We start from the raw sequence: 16,127 nt of genomic DNA, 5'->3' as shown, positions 1-16,127 counted from the left end.
TTCTTGTGCAGGACCCGTGAGTACTTTTTGTTGCTATGGCGACCAAAAGGACTCACGGGCCTTGACCTGCCGAAACCGTCGGCCGGTCGGAACGCTATTGCGAGTTGATGACGCCTCGGACGGTCACGCCGAGGGCGGTGTTGTTGCTGATCGCCTTGAGCTGCTTGCGTTCGGGGTTGGTGAGCGGCAGTGACTGGGCCAAGCCGGTGGAGTGCACCAACGCGGCGAACAGGGTGAGGCGACCGTCCGGCTGGAGTTCTCCACGGGCGAAGGCTCGAAGCTCGCCCAGCACTGCGTTCCAGATGGCCGGGTCGGGGTAGTAGCGCTTGCGCGGTATGACACCGAGCGCGCGCTTGCGCACGCATCGCAGGTAGTCCCGCTGCTCGAGAGAAGTCCGGTGCACGGCCAGTGCCGATGTGCCCGGCGAACCGACCGGGGACCGGTCACGGATGTACTTGTAAGCGGGCACGGGCTTGTTCCCGGAGCCGGCGTACTGGCGCAGCAGCGCGATCCCGCCGTCGAACCACGCGATGCCGGTAGGAGTCACGTCGAGGATCCGGACTTTCGCCCCGTGGAATTCGATGCGACGCCAAAGGGCGAAGTCCCCGAGTTCGGCGGCGCCGGAGTAGTCGGCTGCGAGCACGCGCCCGCCGGTGGGCTTGTGCGCCAACAGCACGAACTGCTCGGCCAGCGAAAGATCCATGCCCACCATGGTGATCCGTCCGAGCCCCGAAAGCACCCGGCCCCCCCAACGACGGCCAACACAGCTCTACGGATCCCCCACGAGCATCATTCCTCCTGGTCACAGCCCCGAGGCCGCCGGGGACGCGCCGGCCGGTGGGAGCGTTCACGTGTCTGGAGGTGTTCGCGGGCGGGCTTCCGTGCCAGGCTGGGTGTTGATCTATCGGCTTGGGGGATGCGTGCGCGAGAAGGCGGACGGGGTCGGCAACGAGGTCGCGGCACCGGTGCACGGCCCGGTGGTGCAAGCGGGCGCGATTCAGGGTGACGTGCATTTCCACGCCGCGAAGGATCCGGTGGTCCCGCGGCAACTGCCCGGTGCGACCCGACATTTCGTGAACCGCGCAGTCGAGCAGGACATGCTGACCACGCTGCTGGCCGGCGCGCGGAACGTCGGTGTGGTCCTGCTGTCGACCATCGACGGCACTGCTGGGGTGGGCAAGTCGACGCTTGCGGTGCACTGGGCGCATCGGGTGCGGGACCTCTTCCCGGACGGCGAACTGTACGTCAACCTGCGCGGATTCGATCCGGTCGCGGAACCGATGGCTCCGAACGAGGCACTGGGCCTCTTCCTCGCCGCCCTCGACGTCCCGCCGGAACGCATCCCGCCGAGCGACGCCGCCCGGGCAGCGATGTTCCGAAGCCTCGTGCACGACAAGCGAATGCTCGTGCTCCTCGACAACGCCCGCACCGCCGACCAGGTGCGCGCCTTGCTACCGGGCACGCCTACCTGCTTGGTCGTGGTGACGAGCCGAAACCGCCGCGATGACCTGGCGATCCGCGAAGGTGCGACTCGCATGACCCTCACCGTGCTGACCGAACAGGAGTCCCACGAGCTGCTGGCCCGCTACCTGGGCCAGGACCGGCTGACCGCCGAACCGGAAGCCGTGGCGGAAATCGTGTCGTACTGCGCCGGACTCCCACTGGCGTTGTGCGTGGTCGCGGTCCGAGCAGCGGAGTTCTCGGACTTCCCGCTGGACGAGCTGGTCGAAGAGCTCCGCGACGAACGGGAACGCCTGGACGCCCTGGACGCAGGCGGCGACGAAGGCGCGACTACCTGGTGGGAAGCCGAACGCCACAACCTCAGGGCCGCGATCAAGCAGGCCGTGCCGCTGGACCTGCGGGCGACGATTTCGCGCGAAACCGGCGTTCTGCGTGAGGGCGGGGTGATGATTTCGCGCGAAATCATCACCTGTCGGCCTCCCTGCTGAGCTAGCGGAAGGTGCCTATTCTTTGGTCGAAGAGATGAAGGCCGCCCACTTCTCCGCAGCGAACACGAGCGTGCCGCCGTCGCGATCCTTCGTGTCTCGAACCGCGACCGCAGCTTCAGACATCGCGACCTCGACGCAGTGGTGCGCGTTCGATGAGTAGCTGGGCTTGAACCAGGAGCCGGGCTCGAACGCCGACACTCCCACGTTGATCAATTGATCGAGATCACGAAGTTCGTCCACTGCCGACGATCGAAGACGAGGGTGCCGCCGTGCGGGTCCTTGCTGTCGCGGACACCGACGACCGGTGCGGCTAGGGCGACCTCGACGCAGCCCTGGGAGCTTGTCGAGTAGCTGGACTTGAACCAGTTGGCGTTGGCTAAGTTCTTCGCTAAATCCGACACCCGCTCATGTTATCTGGTGCAACGCCTTGTGAATGAGCTGTTTGGAGCCGTCTCGATCCGCTGCGCGGCTCAGTGCTTCCGAGAACGCGACGCTGTACTGGTGGATCTTCAGCTCGCTCTCGACGAGGTTCAGCGAGGTCACCGTCTCGTGCCAGCCCAGGCGCACGAGCCGAGCGCTCGGGAAGGTCAGCAGGTGGAAGGTTGAGCTCCCCAAGGCGCAGTACGCACCGGCGCTGAAAGGGATGATCCTGATGTCAAGGGCATCAGCGCCTTCGTCCATCAGCTTGAGCAGGTGCTCCAGTTGTTCGGCGAGGACGCAGGGACCACCGACCTGCTGGTAGAGAGCGCTTTCTGCCATGAGGATCGTCGCGTTCAGCGGTTCCGGCCCGCTGAGGCGTTCCTGCCTGCGGCTTCGAGCCTCGATGCGGCGCTCGACCTCGGACTTGCGCAGGTTTGCGCTGTCGCCGCTGTGGACGGCACGGGAGTAGTTCTCGGTCTGCAGCAGTCCCGAGATCATGGCGCCTTCGTAGGTGTGGACCTCCTGCGCGCCGTGCTCGTATCCGAAGAACCGCACGAGTTCCGGCGAGAAAAGCCCGCTGTACCGCGACCACCAGCCGCTTCCGTCCGATGCTCGCCGTAGTGCAAGAAGTTCCTCGCGCTCGTCTTCGCTCGACTCGTAGGTGGTGAGCAGTTTGTCGAGCTTGTCCTCGGCGATCCGGCGTCGGCCGTGCTCGACGTTGCTCAGATAGTTCTGCGTGATGCCAATGGATTTTGCGGCATCGGTCGAGCTCAGATTGATCAGCTCGCGTGCTTCTCGGAGTCGGATGCCGAGCTCCCACGCTGCGACGGGTGGCGAAGAAGGCGCCATCTGGTTCCCCAAGTGGTGTGTCGGATCGGGAAGTGCTTCAGGTTTAGCACACTGAACGGAACACGATCAGGTAATAGCCCCAGAAAGCTTTCCGGGATACTTTTTGATCTAGACGGCGGCTGGGCCGGTTCCCCTCCCCCGACCCCGCTGGCCCGCCGCCGTCTTCCCCTCACTTCTGGAGGTGTTCTTGGTGTTCTTCCTGGAGCCTCAGCGGCCCGTTGCCTATTGGCGGCCTTTCGAAGGTGCTCGGCACGGCTTGGAGCCGGATGAACCGCCGGTGCCCGGGCAGGTGCGTTCGACCCTTTGCGGTCGAACCATCGACATCGTCCGGCCCACCGAGGTGGAGTGGCTGGCTCCCACCTGCGAAAACTGCTGGTCTGAAGCCAAAGCGCGGCGCGACGCCGCCGGCTGATCCACGCCGGACATCGGAATGCGGTCGCTGAACAAGGAGGCTGGACATGGACGTGATGCTCGGATTCTTCAATTCGCCGCTCGGCGCGCCGACTGCGATCGGGCTGCTCGCGGCCGCCGCGGCGTTCGTCGCGGTCTTCCCATTGCGCGGCGGAAATGGGCAGCATGCCGGCGCGGGGCTCGGATCGGTGAGCGTCTGGCAGATACGCGACACCATGCAGGCGGCGGCCACGCGACAACCGGAAGTGCGCGAGCGGATCGTCTTCGAGGACATGGTCGCCGAGCACTGCCGGGCATATCTGGCCGAACGCCACCGGACGCTAGCCACCGAAACCCCGCCCTACGTCGGCAAACACCGACTCGCCACCGAGGATCTCGTCGACGAGATCGATCCCCCGATCACCGCCACCCTCGCGCCCACTGCCTTCCATCCGCACTGAGAACGACGGTGTGGGTTGCGCCACCGGGATGTTGATGTCCAGTGCGCTCGAAGTTCTAGCGTTGGGCGGACTTCGAATGGAGGGCGCTGATGAACGAGCCGGTCGAGTTGCGGGGCGTCGGGTGGGATTCGCGGCTGGTCGCGAGCACCGGTAGCGATGCGATGCCGTTCGCGCCGGCGGTCGTCGCCAGCGGGCGGACCGTCTGGCTCTCCGGTGCGACGGCATTCCCCTTGTTGCCAGGCGATCCCGACCACTCGCGCGGCGACATCGCCGAGCAGACCCGTGCCTGCCTGGAGAACCTGCGGAAGGTGCTGGAAACCGCGGGCGGCGCGATCACCGACATCGTCAAGGTGACCATCTTCAACACCGACATGGATCAGCAGGCCGCCGTGAACGAGGTCTACCGCGACTTCTTCGGCGCGCACCGCCCCGCGCGCAGCCACATCGGCGTGCAGCGCCTCGCCGACGCCGGGCTCAAGATCGAGATCGAGGCGGTCGCCGTCATCGGCTGACGAACTAGAACTGCCACCCCGGCATGGCTTGCCGGGGTGGCAGTTTCGACGAGAACGGGCGCCGTTCGGTGCACCAGGGGGTCGTGCACCGTGTACCGGTCTCGCCGAAGAATGCGGGGATCAGAAGTCGGTCCGGCCTTCGTTGACCGTGCCGTCCGGGTACGTGATCAGGAAGCGGGTGAACTGCCGCGCGCCCTCGACGGTCTTCGCGTCGTCCAGGGTGATCCGTACATTGTGGATGGTCTCCAGTGGGGCTCCGCCGCCGGTGATGTACGCGTCGCCGCTGCCCTCCGCGCCGTTTTCGCCCCACGTGGTCCAGGTGACGTTCTTGAACTGCACGTCCGAGGCGCCGCCGCTGGCGGAGTCCGGCAGGATCAGCTCCTTCGGCGAGGTCACCAACTGCTTCGTCTGGCCGTCCGGCGTGTAGCTGCTGATCGGGATGTCCTGCTCGGAACCGGCCGTCGAGCCGTTGCCGGTTTCCTCGCCCTGGCCCGAGTTCTCGCCGGTCTCGGTGCTCCCGGAACTGGTACTGCCGCCGGAACTCTGTATCGCCTCGCTGTCAGAGGCGATCGAGCCGCCGGACGTGTTGATGCTCGGGGGCTGCGGCGCCTGCGGGGCAGTGCCCGTCCCCGCGGCGCACCCGCCGGCGAACAGGGCGGCACCAACCGCCAGTGCCGCAATGAGAACCCGCCCCGACTTGTGGATCATCGTGCAACCTTTCCCGTGCTTTCGGTGAATGTCCATGTGACGCCCGGCGGGAGGGCGGGGTTGATCGAGGACCGCGAAAAGATCGGCAGGGCCCCGGAACTTGCTCTGATCGGAGTAGGAGGATGCGCTGTCAGGGCGATGAAGTCCCTGATTTCAGGCTAAAACGGGCGAACTCGACGAGCCGGACGGGAACGGCGTTCAGGCCAGGCCGGATTCGTGGGCCAGCTCGTGGAGCATCGAGTCGAAGAGGCGGTCGGCGTGCGTGAGGTCGAACGGGAAGCGCCCGAAGACCTCCAGGGCCACGTGCCCGTACAGGCGGACCCACCAGCGCAGCAGGACGTACACCGCATCCGGGCTCAGGGCTTCCGGCGGGACCTCGATGCCCTCGGTGGACAATGCCGCCGCCAGGGCGTCCCGCTGCGCCGACATGTCCGGTAGCTCGAACGGCAGCCCCGCCGCGGAATCGATCTTCACGGCGCCTTCGGCCAGGAACGGGCCGACGATGCCCAGGAAGACGCCGGCGAACTGGTCCTGCCTGCGGCTGCCCTCCTCGCCCCGCGGCGTGGCGAAGACCAGCGCGAACTCCTCGGGATGCGCCATCGCCCAGGCCCGGAACCCCCGGCAGACCGCGAAGATCTTGTCCAGGAATCCCCCGGCCTCCGGTTCCAGCGCCGCGTGCAGCTCGATCGCCAGGTCGGCGCAGATGTCGTCGCAGAGCTGACGCAGCAGGTCTTCGCGGGATTCGCAGTACCGGTACAGGGCAGGCGCCGTGATGCCCAGCTCGCGGGCGATCGCGCGCAGCGTGACCGCGTCGCTCCCGTGCTCGACGAGCAGCGCCCGCGCGTGCTGGCGGATTTCGAGCTCGGTGGCCGCGCGAACCCGCCCGCGTCGAGACACCTCGGTCATGTGCCACTCCCGTGTCGCTGTGGACGACCGTGATTGTGGCCCATCCGGCCCCTCGCCCGGGGGCACGCGGCCGAATCCGCCGCCGCGGACGTGCCCGGGAGGCGGTCCCCGGGGTGAGCATCGTCTCGCTCCGGCCCCGGATGCGGCGGTGTCGCGAATGATTCGGGTGCCCGCGATGTTGCAGCTCGTGGGCAATGCCGCGAGACCGGCCCGGAGCCGCGCGGCGACCAGCACGCATGACTGGAGGAGAAGAGATGACCGCCGTCGTCGAGGAAGTCGTCGTCTACACCCGGCCCGGCTGCCCGTTCTGCACCGCGCTGCGCGCCGGGCTGCGGCGCCAGGGCTTGGCCTTCACCGAGGTGGACATCTGGGAGGACCCGAACGCGGCGGCGGTGGTCCGCTCCATCGCCGATGGCAACGAGACGGTGCCGACCGTGGTCGTGGGCGAGTGGCAGGCGGTCAACCCCTCGGCGAACGAGGTGGTCTCCGCGGTCGCCGAGCAGGCGCCGCACCTGCTGCCGGAGCAGCAGCCCGGCAAGGTGGACGGTGCGCTGAAGGCCCTCGGCCTGCGCAAGGCCCGGGACTGAGCGCGCCCGACGGGCTTTTCACTGGGGGCCGACCGCACGGGGGGCGTTGCGGCCGGCCCTCAGCAGGTTGTGATCGTCGGTGGCGCGATACCGGCGAGCAACAACCCGTTCAGTCTGACGCTCGACTGCTCCGAAAAGATCCATGTAAGGCTGCAATTTAGCTCGAACGGTGGATCCCCGAACGGGATCGAACTGTGGTCGGCCAGGCGTGCGACGAACGGCCCGTTCTCCTCTGCTTGCGAGGTGAACGGGCCGTTCGCGGGTCTGGCGGCGGTGTCTTGGTGGCATGAACGCGGAATCACTCCGAAGACGGGGCAGCCCCGGTCTGAACGACCGGGGACTGCGCGGGGTGGGCCTGGCTGGTGTCGACGGGCTCGCCCGGGATGGGAATCGGCTTGCCGGGTAGTTCGTTCGTCGGCGGCGGGAGTCTGTCGGAGGCCGTCGCCGATGTGTCGCTCCTGCCCGTGGCGGGTTCGGAGAGCTGGCTGGCGAAGAGGTTCACGATCGCGGCCAGGGGCTCGGCGAACCAGTCGAGGCGTGGTTTCGTTTCGGTGATCTGAGTGCTCAATGCCATGCCCACAGCCTCCTGTTCCGGGGGTTGCGGTCGGATCCGTACGGCTACTCAGTTGTTACTCATCGGTAATGGATTCACTGCGACATTCGGGGGACGTAAGAACCACTGTCGCCACGGGGCGTGTTCACGCTGGCCACGGCGTTCGGGCCGAACGGTGTACTCGTGCCTACGATCGCCCCAAAGCCCGAACGAGAAGGGTATGGTCTAGACCATGTCGCGTTTGACTGGTGTCGGAGTCAGCTCCGGCCGCGCCTCGGGGCCGGTCGCCCGGGTCGCCGATCCCCTACCCGAACCGTCCGCCACCCCCGCGCCCGCCGACCCGGCCGCCGACGCGGCCCGCATCCGGCCCGCCGCCGAAGCCGTCGCGGAGCGGCTGTTCGAGCGCGCCACCAGGGTCGAGGGCGACGCCAAGGCCGTGCTGGAGACGACCGCGGCGATGGCGCTCGACCCGGCGCTGACCTCGCAAGCCGAACAACTCGTCACCGGCCGCTCGATGCCCGCGCCGCGCGCGGTGTTCGAGGCGGCCAACGGCTTCGCCGAGGCGCTGAGCGCGGCCGGCGGCTACATGGCCGAACGCGCCCGCGACGTGCAGGACGTCCGGGACCGGATCATCGCCGAGCTGCACGGCGTGACGCCGCCCGGCGTGCCCGAGCTGGCGCAGCCGAGCGTGCTGCTGGCCCGCGACCTCGCCCCCGCCGACACCGCCGACCTCGACCCGAGCCTGGTGCTCGCGCTGGTCACCGAGGAGGGCGGCCCGACCAGCCACACCGCGATCCTGGCGCGCGCGCTGGGAATCCCGGCGGTGGTGGCGGTCCGCGGCGTGCTCGGGGTGCCAGGCGTGGCCGGCGCGATCGTGGACGGCGACAGCGGCGAGGTCGAGACCTCCGAGGAAGCGGTGCCCGCGCAGGCCGCGGAGCGCGCCGTGGTCAAGGAGTGGAACGGTGCCGGCGAGACCGCGGACGGTAAGCCGGTGAAGGTCATCGCCAACGTCGGATCGGGCGCCGACGCGCGAGCCGCCGTCGCGGCCGGTGCGCAAGGAGTCGGCCTGTTCCGCACCGAGTTCTGCTACCTCGGCGCGAGCGAGGAACCGGCCGTCGAGACGCAGCGGTCCGCGTACCACGAGGTCATCGCGCCGTTCGAGGGCAAGCCGGTCATCGTCCGCACGCTCGACGCCGGCGCGGACAAGCCGCTGGCGTTCCTCGACATGGGCGTGGAGCCGAACCCGGCGCTCGGCGTGCGCGGGCTGCGGGTCGCCTTCGACCGGCCCGACGTGCTGGAACGGCAGCTGGAGGCGATCGCCGCGGCCGCGGCCGACTCCGGCGCCGAGGTGTCCGTGATGGCCCCGATGGTCGCGACCGTCGACGAGGCCGCCTGGTTCGCCGCCCGGGTGCGGGCCGCGGGCCTGGCGCGGGCCGGTGTGATGATCGAGATCCCGGCGGCGGCGTTGAGCGCGGCGGAGATCCTCGGCGCGGTCGACTTCGTCAGCATCGGCACCAACGACCTCGCGCAGTACGTCTTCGCCGCCGACCGGCAGGCGGGCGCGCTCGCCGAGCTCAACGACCCCTGGCAGCCGGCGCTGCTGCGGCTGATCGCGATGATCGGCCGGGCCGGGCGGGAGCTCGACAAGCCAGTCGGCGTGTGCGGCGAGGCCGCCTCCGACCCGCTGCTGGCCGGGGTGTTCGCGGGCCTCGGCGTGACCAGCCTGTCGATGGCCGCGGCGGCGGTCCCGGCGGTCGGCGCGGCGCTCGCCGAGCACCCGCTCGCGGCCTTCGAACAGGCGGCGGAAGCGGCCCTCGCGGCGGCGACCCCCGCCCGCGCCCGGGAAGCGGTCCGGACGGCCCTCGCCTGATCGGCCGGGCTGCCCCTGCCTGGTCTGAAGTGAACGGACCGTTTGCCTCGATTGGTGACGTGAACAGGCCGTTCACTTCATCTGCCTGAGGTCGGTGGGCACTGGTGGTGTGGAGCGAACGGACCGCTCGCCTCGATTGGTGACGTGAACAGGCCGTTCACTTCATCTGCCTGAGGTCGGTGGGCACTGGTGGTGTGGAGCGAACGGACCGTTTGCCTCGATTGGCGAGGTGAACAGTCCGTTCGCTTCATCTGCCTGAGGTCGGTGGGCACTGGTGGTGTGGAGTGAACGGACCGTTTGCCTCGATTGGTGACGTGAACAGGCCGTTCACTTCATCCACCCAGCGCGCAGCGGAAACGTCAGCCTCGCCGGGGTCAGGCCTGGGATCGGGCGAGGACCGGGCGGACCAGGTCGCGCAGGTTCGGCGACGGCTCGATGCCCAGCTCCCGGTCCAGCAGGCGCTCGTAGCGCTGGTAGTGGCGCACCGCCTGCGCCGGATTCGCCTGCTGCAGCAGCACCTTGACCACCGCGCAGTGCGCCGTCTCGCGGAACGGCTCCACCTGCGTCGCCGCCTGCGCGATCTCCAGCGCCGCCCCCAGGTGCCGCGACTGCACCAGCCGCTCCGCGGCCACCTCCAGCGCGTGCACCTGCAGCTGCTGCAGGCTCTCGCGCTCGGTCAGCACCCAGTCGTCGTACCAGCCCGGCAGCAGCGGCGCGTGCCTCGCCAGGTCGCGGCCGATCTCCGCGCAGTCCGCGGGCGACTCCGCCGAATCCTGGCGCACCAGGTAGCGCCCCGCCGCGACCAGCCCGTCGACGTCCAGCGTCACCAGCGGCGCGAGCTGGAGCTCGTGCGACGTGCTGATCACCGCGCCCCTCGCCCGCTGGCGAACTCGCCACAGGGTCGTCCGGAGATTCGCCAGCGCGCTCTGCTCGTCGCTCTCTGGCCACAGGATGCCGGCGAGGTAGTCGCGCTGGGTGCGCCCGCGCAGCGCGAGGAAGGCGAGCAGGCGCTGTCCGTTGCTGGACATCGCCACGCCCTCGCCGCCGGCCTGCAGATCCCAGCCGCCGAGCAGCGACAGCCGGAACGGTTGGTCGGGCTGCGCAGGAGTGCGCGCCCGCACGCGTGTCATCGGACGCACTGTTCCACCGGTCATAGTTCCCCCCTCGACAGGCCTGAAACGGGCGCTCCGCGGGGAAGCCACTGCCCTCCCCCTGAAGTTCCCGAGCACCGGCGTGGACGCCGGAACCAGGGCCCACATTCGTGCCTATCGGGGCCACTCCACTCGGCTGTTACCGCACTACGGACCGTGACCAGGGGTCCTCATCACACACGTGTGGGGCTCCCACACCCCCCGGTGGGAGCCCCATGGAGGAGCACTTCAGGCGCGCACGCTGCGGTGGCGCCCGCCGGTGCTCCGTTGCTTGCGGCGGCGCGAGATGAGCCGGGAGATCCGCCGGTAGCTGCGCACCGCGAAGGCGCCCGCGCCGAGCCACGGCAGCAGCAGGACGATCATCGAGACGATCGCCAGGACCGGGGCCCAGAACTGCCCCTGCCCGACACCGGTCACCAGCATCGTCCAGTAGTCGTGGCCCCGGCTGAACGCCCTGGACAGGTAGACCGGGAGCCGCCAGAGCAGCATGCCCAGCGCGAACATCAGCGTGGGCACCACGACCAGGACCCAGGCGGTGACCATGATCCGCACCCGCGGCCGCAGCCCGGAGTGCGTGCCGGGCACGTTGCCGCTCCGCCCGATGAGGCGCAGCAGGAACGGGCGGATCTGGGAGAACAGGTTCGGCACCCCGACCAGGTCGCCGAGGATGTAGTAACCGTCCATGCGCAGCAGCGGCAGCAGCTGCTGCAGGATCTGGATGTGGCTCAGCGCGATGAAGACCAGCAGCGGCGCGAAGTCGGTCAGGACGTAGATCCCGGCCATCACCAGGATGAACACCGCGTTGAAGTAGATGCCGCCCAGGTCGGTGCGCAGCCGGCCCCGCCGGTCCAGGCGGTAGGCGTCGGTGACGTTCGTGTAGAAGCACGGGATGATCAGCATGATGCCGACGCCGATCGCGCCCGGTTTGGCGCCGCCGTAGTGGCATCCGGCGGCATGCCCGAGCTCGTGGAACAGCGTGCTGGTGATCATCAAGGCGAGCAGCAGGAGCACCTGCGACGGTTCACCGACGGACTGCTGGAACGCCACGTCGACGTGGCCGGATCCGATCAGCAACGCATCGAAGACGAGCACTCCGCACACCACGAGCACCACGATGACGGGCGTGTACAGCGGCGCCAGGACGGCGGCCGCCGCCCGCACCACCCGGGGCGGCGCGAGCACGCCGTGCATCGCCAGCGACAGCAGCGGATCCGCCTTCGGCGGCTCGGCCAGCGGCTCGGACAGGGTGGCGATGCCGAGCGGGTGCAGCTTCTCGTTGATGAGGAACTCCGCGTTGGCGGCGGACAGTTCCCGGCCGGTCGCCTGCGACGCCAGCGCCGCCACTTCGGCCAGGTTGCGGGTGCCGTCGATCGCGGTCGCGATCTGGTACAGCAGCGGCGACACCAGCACCATCTGCCCGTCGCCGCGGGAGATCAGGTAACGCGGTTCGTCGAAGCCGCCGCCCTCGTACTCCCCGCACAGCGACACTCCGTCGGCCAGCCGCGCGACCGACTGCTCGTCGGTCTCCGCCGCGCGGTCGGTCTCGGTGACTTCTGACATGGCTTCCTCCTGCGAACCCGTTCACGTGCGGGTGGGCTGCACTGGTTTGGCGGGTGGTGGGCGGCGCGCGAGCCTGGCCGGGAGCGAACGGCTTCGCTCCCGGCCAGACTGGGCCGTCAGACCTGGTTGATGACCTGAGCGGCCGTGGCCTGCGACCCGAAGAGGGCCACCGCGGTGTTGACCGCGACGACGGTGTTGACGTCAGGGAAGAAGTTGCAGCCGCAGCCGCCCAGCGCCTCGCGCTGCGGGAGCAGTTCCGCGGACTGGTCGTGAAGTTCGAGAGTCTCCATGTTCCATCTCCTCGTTTTGGTGGCCGGCCGCCCACCACGCGCAGCAGCGGTGGGCGGCCGGAGGTGTTAACGGCAGACCGGTTACCACTTACCGCCGGACTGGGTGATGACCTGGGCGGCCGTCGCCTGCGACCCGAAGAGAGCCACGGCGGTGTTGTCGGCCACGATGGTGTTGACGTCGCCGCCCCACCAGCCGCCGAGGGCCTCGCGCTCGGGCAGCATCTCAGCGAACTCGTACGAGAACTCCATGGTCATGCTCCTGTTCGCATTGACGGAATTTCGACTGCGGCTTCGTGCCGCTGGTGACGAGTACGCCAGAGGCCCGTCACTCGGCCGTCACCACGCCGTCACGCGGAGTCGCGGGGCGTCGCGCGGAACCCGGGGTCACGGCCCGTAATGGCGGGGGTGTCCAGCGAAAAGGGGGCCCGGTGAAGATCTTTCATCGTTGAATCGGGTGAACCAGGAAAATCCTGCACCGATCGCGGGTCACCGAACGAAAAAAAAGACCCGCGCGCCGACCGGGCGCACGGGTCTTGACCTGCGAATTCATTTGTCCTTGAAGCGCCGGAGGCGCAACACGGGGCCAACCCCGGGAGCTCAAGCGCCCTCTGGCTCGGCCTCCTCCTGGTCGAGGCCGTGCTCGATGGCGTAGCGGGCGAGCTCCACCCGGTTGTGGAGCTGCAGCTTGCGCAGCGTCGACTGGACGTGGTTCTCCACCGTGCGGTGCGAGATGACCAGCTTCTTGGCGATCTGCCGGGCGGTCATCCCCTTCGCGACCAGCCGCAGCACCTCGGTCTCCCGGTCGGTCAGCTGCGGCGCCTGCGACTCCGAGTCCGGGGTGATCGCCATCCGCCGGTACTCGCCGAGCACCAGCCCGGCCAGGCCGGGCGTGAACACCGCGTCGCCGGCGGCGGTGCGCTGCACCGCGTCGACCAGCTCCTCGACCGACGCCGACTTGACCAGGTAGCCGGACGCGCCGGCCTTCACCGCCTCCAGCACGTCGTTGTGCTCGCCGCTGGCGGACAGCACCAGCACCCGGGTCCCGGAGATCTCCTGGGTGATGTGCAGGGTGGCGCTGACCCCGGAGGTGTCGCCCAGGTTGAGGTCCATCAGCACGACGTCGGGCTTGACGGTCCGCGCGATGCGCAGCGCGGATGCGCCGTCGCTCGCGGTGGCCCGCACCTCGAAGCCGCGCTCCGTCAGGTCGCGGGCGACCCCGTCGCGCCACATCGGGTGGTCGTCGACGACCATCACGGTGACGGGCGGCTCGCTCATCGTTTTCCTCCTCTGCGGCGCTTGCCCGGGATCGCTTCCGGTCGGGGAACCCGGACCTCCCACTCCGTTCCCTCGCCGGGCGTGGTGTCGAGCGTGATCGTGCCACCCATCGACTCCACGCGGCCCCGAATCGACTTGGCCACGCCCAACCGTCCCTCGGCGGCGGCTTCTTCGAGGCGGCCCTCGGGGATGCCCGGGCCATCGTCGCGAACGGTGAGCACGACCTCGTCCGGCAGCTCCTCCAGCAGCACCCACGCCTGGGCGTCCGCGCCGGCGTGCTTCTCGACGTTCGCCAGGGCTTCCCGCGCCACCGCGAACAGGTCGCTGCTCAGCGGCTCCGGCAACCGCACCGGATTGCCCGGTATCGACACGTTGATCCGGCCGGTGCGCAGCACCTGCAGCCGCGCGGCGAGGTCGACCTCACCGTCCTCCGTGGTCTCCTGCGGCGTGGTGGCGACCAGCGCGCGCAGTGCGATCTCCTGCTCTCCCGCGAGTTTCGCCAGCTCGGCCGCTTCACCGCCGAGCTCCGCGCCGCGCCGGCGCACCCGCGCGAGCACCTGCAGCACGCTGTCGTGGATGTTGCGCGCCAGCCGTTCCCGTTCGGCGGTCGCGGCCTCCGCGCGCAGCGCGCGGGCCAGCCGATCGGTGGACCGGCGCGCGGTGTCCGAAGCCAGGCCGATCACCAGGCCGGTGCCGACCAGCAGCAGGGTGTCCAGCGACATGGTCTGGTCGCTGAAGCCGCGGATCAGGTAGTTGCTGGCCGCCGCGATGATCCCGGTGGCCAGCCCGCCGAACACGCCCCACTGCGAGGCGGCGGCGGTGACCATCGTCGGGTGCCACACCGTCACCACCGTCGGGAGGTTTTCGAGCATCTGGTGCTCGGTGAGGATGAATTCGTTGCTGAGGAACAGCGCGGACACCACGAGGCAGTCGATCAGCACCATCCGGTTGGTGCGCCCCGCGCGGGACCAGTACCGCCAGACGGTGAACGCGGTCCACACGCCCATCAGGAAGATGACCACCGCCGCCAGCCACGGCCGCTCGTAATCGCCGAGCTGGTAGAAGAACCAGAAGCAGGCGTAGAGGTACGTGACCACGCGGAACACGTTGTGCCCGCGCCAAAGCGGCGAGCGGCCGTCGGCGACCTGCGGCTGGCGCGACGGCTGTTGCGGATTGCCCACATTCGCTCCTTCCCCAGCGGACCATCCTGCCGTACGTCGAGGTTGGCGGAGACCGCCGGATCGAGCACTCTGCGTGTTTGTGATCACGACGAGCATCGCCCCGAATGCCCCGAGTGGCGAGCTTCGGCCGGGCGGTCCGCTGTGCAAGGCTCGGCGGGGGAGGTGATCGGCTTGGTGGGGGGATGGCTGCTGTGGCGACTGCGGCCAGCGGCGATCGCCTACGTGGTCACCGTGCAGGCGATCGCATTGGTGCTGGTCGTGCTGGTCTTCGTGGCGAGCCGGTCGCCGCTGCCGCGCGAGCTGCTGACCTTCGCGATGCTGGCCGCCACCGCCGGGACGGTCATCGTGATCACCTCGGTGTCGATCAACGTGCAGCGGCAGGTGCGGCGGAACCCGTGGACGCTGCACATCGCCTACCTGGCCGCCGGGATCCTCACGCTGCCGCCGAACCTGCTGGTGCTCCTGCTGCTCGGGCCGACGCTGCACGGCGTGCTGGACGGCCGCCCGGAGCTGCACCGCTGGCTGTTCACCACGGCGGCCACCACGATCGCCACGCTGTCCGCGCGGTTCCTCATCGGCTGGTGGGAACCCGGCTGGTCGCCGGCGCAGTTCGTGCTGACCGGCGCGGTGCTCTTGCTGGTGCGGGCCTTCTTGGTCGCCGGCGGCATCCGGCTGCGCAACCCGTCGGCGGCGCGGGCGGACGTGGTGGGCGAGCCGATCGACGTGCTGCTCGGCATCGTCGCGGCGAGCCTTGGCGGGCTGCTGGCGGTGGCGGTGCACAGCGAGCCGGGCAGTGCCCTGCTGGCCGGGCCGCCGCTGGTCCTGCTGGACCTGGCGGGCCAGCTGCCGCAGTGGCGGCGGTCCGCGCAGCGGGACGGCAAGACAGGCCTGGCCAACGCCGCGCACTGGGAGCGGTTGGCGCGCAACGAACTCCACCGGGCGCAGACCCGCCGTCAGCCCGTCTCGCTGCTGCTGCTCGACCTCGACCACTTCAAGAGGGTCAACGACGAGATCGGGCACCTGGCGGGCGACACGGTGCTCGCGGCCGTCGCGATGATGCTGCGCAGCAGCGTGCGGCGGCAAGACGTGGTCGGCCGCTTCGGCGGCGAGGAGTTCGTGGTGCTGCTGCCGGGCACGGACACCGGCGTCGCGTGCTCGGTGGCGGACCGGATCCGGGCGTCGACGGCCGCGTTGTCGGTGCCCGCCCGCGACGTGCACGGGCGGCACCGGGAGCTCGACGACCTGACGGTCAGCATCGGCGTGGCCACCACGTCCCGCTTCGGCTACGAGCTCACCGACCTGCTGGTGGCCGCCGACGCGGCCCTCCTCGCGGCGAAGTCCGGCGGCCGGAACGCGGTCACCCTCGCCTGAGCTTGTTGTTTAACCGGTAGCAGCGTGATGTGACCCCAGTTGATCATGAATGAAGCCCTTGGTTGATCATTCCTCTTGCGACAGAAGGAAGATC

20 protein-coding genes are annotated in these 16,127 nt (G+C 69.3%); 7 read left to right on the top strand and 13 right to left on the bottom strand.

The window, feature by feature from the left end; all coding sequences use genetic code 11:
* Positions 1–94 precede the first annotated feature (94 nt).
* On the bottom strand, positions 95–703 hold the full coding sequence (locus AC07EQ_RS26275; protein ID WP_478390544.1) for a GOLPH3/VPS74 family protein: 609 nt from the start codon (positions 701–703) through the stop codon (positions 95–97).
* Between the two features lie 217 nt (positions 704–920).
* Here AC07EQ_RS26275 and AC07EQ_RS26270 point away from each other — a divergent pair, with 217 nt between their 5' ends.
* Positions 921–1,949: an NB-ARC domain-containing protein gene (locus AC07EQ_RS26270; RefSeq protein ID WP_478390543.1), complete on the top strand. Its 1,029-nt coding sequence runs from the start codon at positions 921–923 to the stop codon at positions 1,947–1,949.
* 15 nt (positions 1,950–1,964) lie between these two features.
* Here AC07EQ_RS26270 and AC07EQ_RS26265 read toward each other — a convergent pair whose 3' ends face one another.
* The 3 genes from AC07EQ_RS26265 to AC07EQ_RS26255 are packed head-to-tail and all read right to left on the bottom strand — an operon-like array spanning position 1,965 to position 3,218.
* Entirely contained in the window at positions 1,965–2,189 is a 225-nt protein-coding gene (locus AC07EQ_RS26265; protein WP_478390542.1) for a DUF397 domain-containing protein, read from the bottom strand.
* The gene (locus AC07EQ_RS26260; RefSeq protein WP_478390541.1) at positions 2,159–2,350 is read right to left on the bottom strand and encodes a DUF397 domain-containing protein; all 192 of its coding nucleotides are present in this window, start codon (positions 2,348–2,350) and stop codon (positions 2,159–2,161) included. Before AC07EQ_RS26260 ends, AC07EQ_RS26265 begins: the two co-directional genes overlap by 31 nt.
* Before the next feature lie 4 nt (positions 2,351–2,354).
* Positions 2,355–3,218, bottom strand: a complete 864-nt coding sequence (locus AC07EQ_RS26255) for a helix-turn-helix domain-containing protein (RefSeq protein WP_478390540.1) — start codon at positions 3,216–3,218, stop codon at positions 2,355–2,357.
* A gap of 190 nt (positions 3,219–3,408) precedes the next feature.
* Here AC07EQ_RS26255 and AC07EQ_RS26250 point away from each other — a divergent pair, with 190 nt between their 5' ends.
* From AC07EQ_RS26250 to AC07EQ_RS26240, 3 genes are all read left to right on the top strand, one after another.
* Entirely contained in the window at positions 3,409–3,630 is a 222-nt protein-coding gene (locus AC07EQ_RS26250) for an HC3 family zinc finger protein (protein ID WP_478390647.1), read from the top strand.
* 46 nt (positions 3,631–3,676) lie between these two features.
* Positions 3,677–4,069, top strand: coding sequence for a hypothetical protein (locus tag AC07EQ_RS26245; protein WP_478390539.1), 393 nt, complete (start codon positions 3,677–3,679; stop codon positions 4,067–4,069).
* A gap of 89 nt (positions 4,070–4,158) precedes the next feature.
* Positions 4,159–4,581 carry a RidA family protein gene (locus AC07EQ_RS26240; protein WP_478390538.1) on the top strand — a complete coding sequence of 141 codons (423 nt, stop codon included), beginning with the start codon at positions 4,159–4,161 and terminating at the stop codon, positions 4,579–4,581.
* Between the two features lie 120 nt (positions 4,582–4,701).
* Here the strand turns inward: AC07EQ_RS26240 and AC07EQ_RS26235 are convergent, their stop codons facing one another.
* A complete protein-coding gene (locus AC07EQ_RS26235) occupies positions 4,702–5,289 on the bottom strand; it encodes a hypothetical protein (RefSeq protein ID WP_478390537.1) in 588 nt (195 codons plus the stop codon).
* A gap of 198 nt (positions 5,290–5,487) precedes the next feature.
* Positions 5,488–6,195 (bottom strand): TetR/AcrR family transcriptional regulator, encoded by a 708-nt coding sequence (locus AC07EQ_RS26230; protein ID WP_478390536.1) that lies wholly within the window; start codon positions 6,193–6,195, stop codon positions 5,488–5,490.
* A gap of 254 nt (positions 6,196–6,449) precedes the next feature.
* Between AC07EQ_RS26230 and AC07EQ_RS26225 the strand changes: the two genes are divergently transcribed.
* Positions 6,450–6,782, top strand: a complete 333-nt coding sequence (locus AC07EQ_RS26225; protein WP_478390535.1) for a glutaredoxin family protein — start codon at positions 6,450–6,452, stop codon at positions 6,780–6,782.
* A 298-nt stretch (positions 6,783–7,080) separates the two neighbouring features.
* Here AC07EQ_RS26225 and AC07EQ_RS26220 read toward each other — a convergent pair whose 3' ends face one another.
* Positions 7,081–7,356 carry a hypothetical protein gene (locus AC07EQ_RS26220; protein ID WP_478390534.1) on the bottom strand — a complete coding sequence of 92 codons (276 nt, stop codon included), beginning with the start codon at positions 7,354–7,356 and terminating at the stop codon, positions 7,081–7,083.
* Between the two features lie 211 nt (positions 7,357–7,567).
* Between AC07EQ_RS26220 and ptsP the strand changes: the two genes are divergently transcribed.
* A complete protein-coding gene (gene ptsP / locus AC07EQ_RS26215; RefSeq protein WP_478390533.1) occupies positions 7,568–9,205 on the top strand; it encodes a phosphoenolpyruvate--protein phosphotransferase in 1,638 nt (545 codons plus the stop codon).
* Positions 9,206–9,579: 374 nt separating this feature from the next.
* Here the strand turns inward: ptsP and AC07EQ_RS26210 are convergent, their stop codons facing one another.
* From AC07EQ_RS26210 to macS, 6 genes are all read right to left on the bottom strand, one after another.
* Complete coding sequence (locus AC07EQ_RS26210) at positions 9,580–10,335, bottom strand: AfsR/SARP family transcriptional regulator (RefSeq protein ID WP_478390532.1); 756 nt, start codon at positions 10,333–10,335, stop codon at positions 9,580–9,582.
* A gap of 249 nt (positions 10,336–10,584) precedes the next feature.
* The gene (locus AC07EQ_RS26205) at positions 10,585–11,916 is read right to left on the bottom strand and encodes a hypothetical protein (RefSeq protein ID WP_478390531.1); all 1,332 of its coding nucleotides are present in this window, start codon (positions 11,914–11,916) and stop codon (positions 10,585–10,587) included.
* A gap of 116 nt (positions 11,917–12,032) precedes the next feature.
* On the bottom strand, positions 12,033–12,206 hold the full coding sequence (locus AC07EQ_RS26200; RefSeq protein ID WP_478390530.1) for a hypothetical protein: 174 nt from the start codon (positions 12,204–12,206) through the stop codon (positions 12,033–12,035).
* Between the two features lie 81 nt (positions 12,207–12,287).
* Positions 12,288–12,455, bottom strand: a complete 168-nt coding sequence (locus AC07EQ_RS26195; protein ID WP_478390529.1) for a hypothetical protein — start codon at positions 12,453–12,455, stop codon at positions 12,288–12,290.
* Between the two features lie 348 nt (positions 12,456–12,803).
* On the bottom strand, positions 12,804–13,481 hold the full coding sequence (locus AC07EQ_RS26190; protein ID WP_093260900.1) for a response regulator: 678 nt from the start codon (positions 13,479–13,481) through the stop codon (positions 12,804–12,806).
* Complete coding sequence (macS, locus tag AC07EQ_RS26185; protein ID WP_478390528.1) at positions 13,478–14,662, bottom strand: MacS family sensor histidine kinase; 1,185 nt, start codon at positions 14,660–14,662, stop codon at positions 13,478–13,480. The genes AC07EQ_RS26190 and macS overlap by 4 nt, the downstream gene beginning before the upstream one ends.
* Positions 14,663–14,836: 174 nt before the next feature.
* On the opposite strand from macS, the gene AC07EQ_RS26180 reads away from it, so the two are divergent.
* Positions 14,837–16,033, top strand: a complete 1,197-nt coding sequence (locus tag AC07EQ_RS26180) for a diguanylate cyclase (RefSeq protein ID WP_478390527.1) — start codon at positions 14,837–14,839, stop codon at positions 16,031–16,033.
* The last annotated feature ends 94 nt before the right edge of the window (positions 16,034–16,127 follow it).

The organism is Saccharopolyspora sp. NPDC045839 (assembly GCF_056431645.1).
This window is presented reverse-complemented; position numbering and strand designations above follow the sequence as displayed.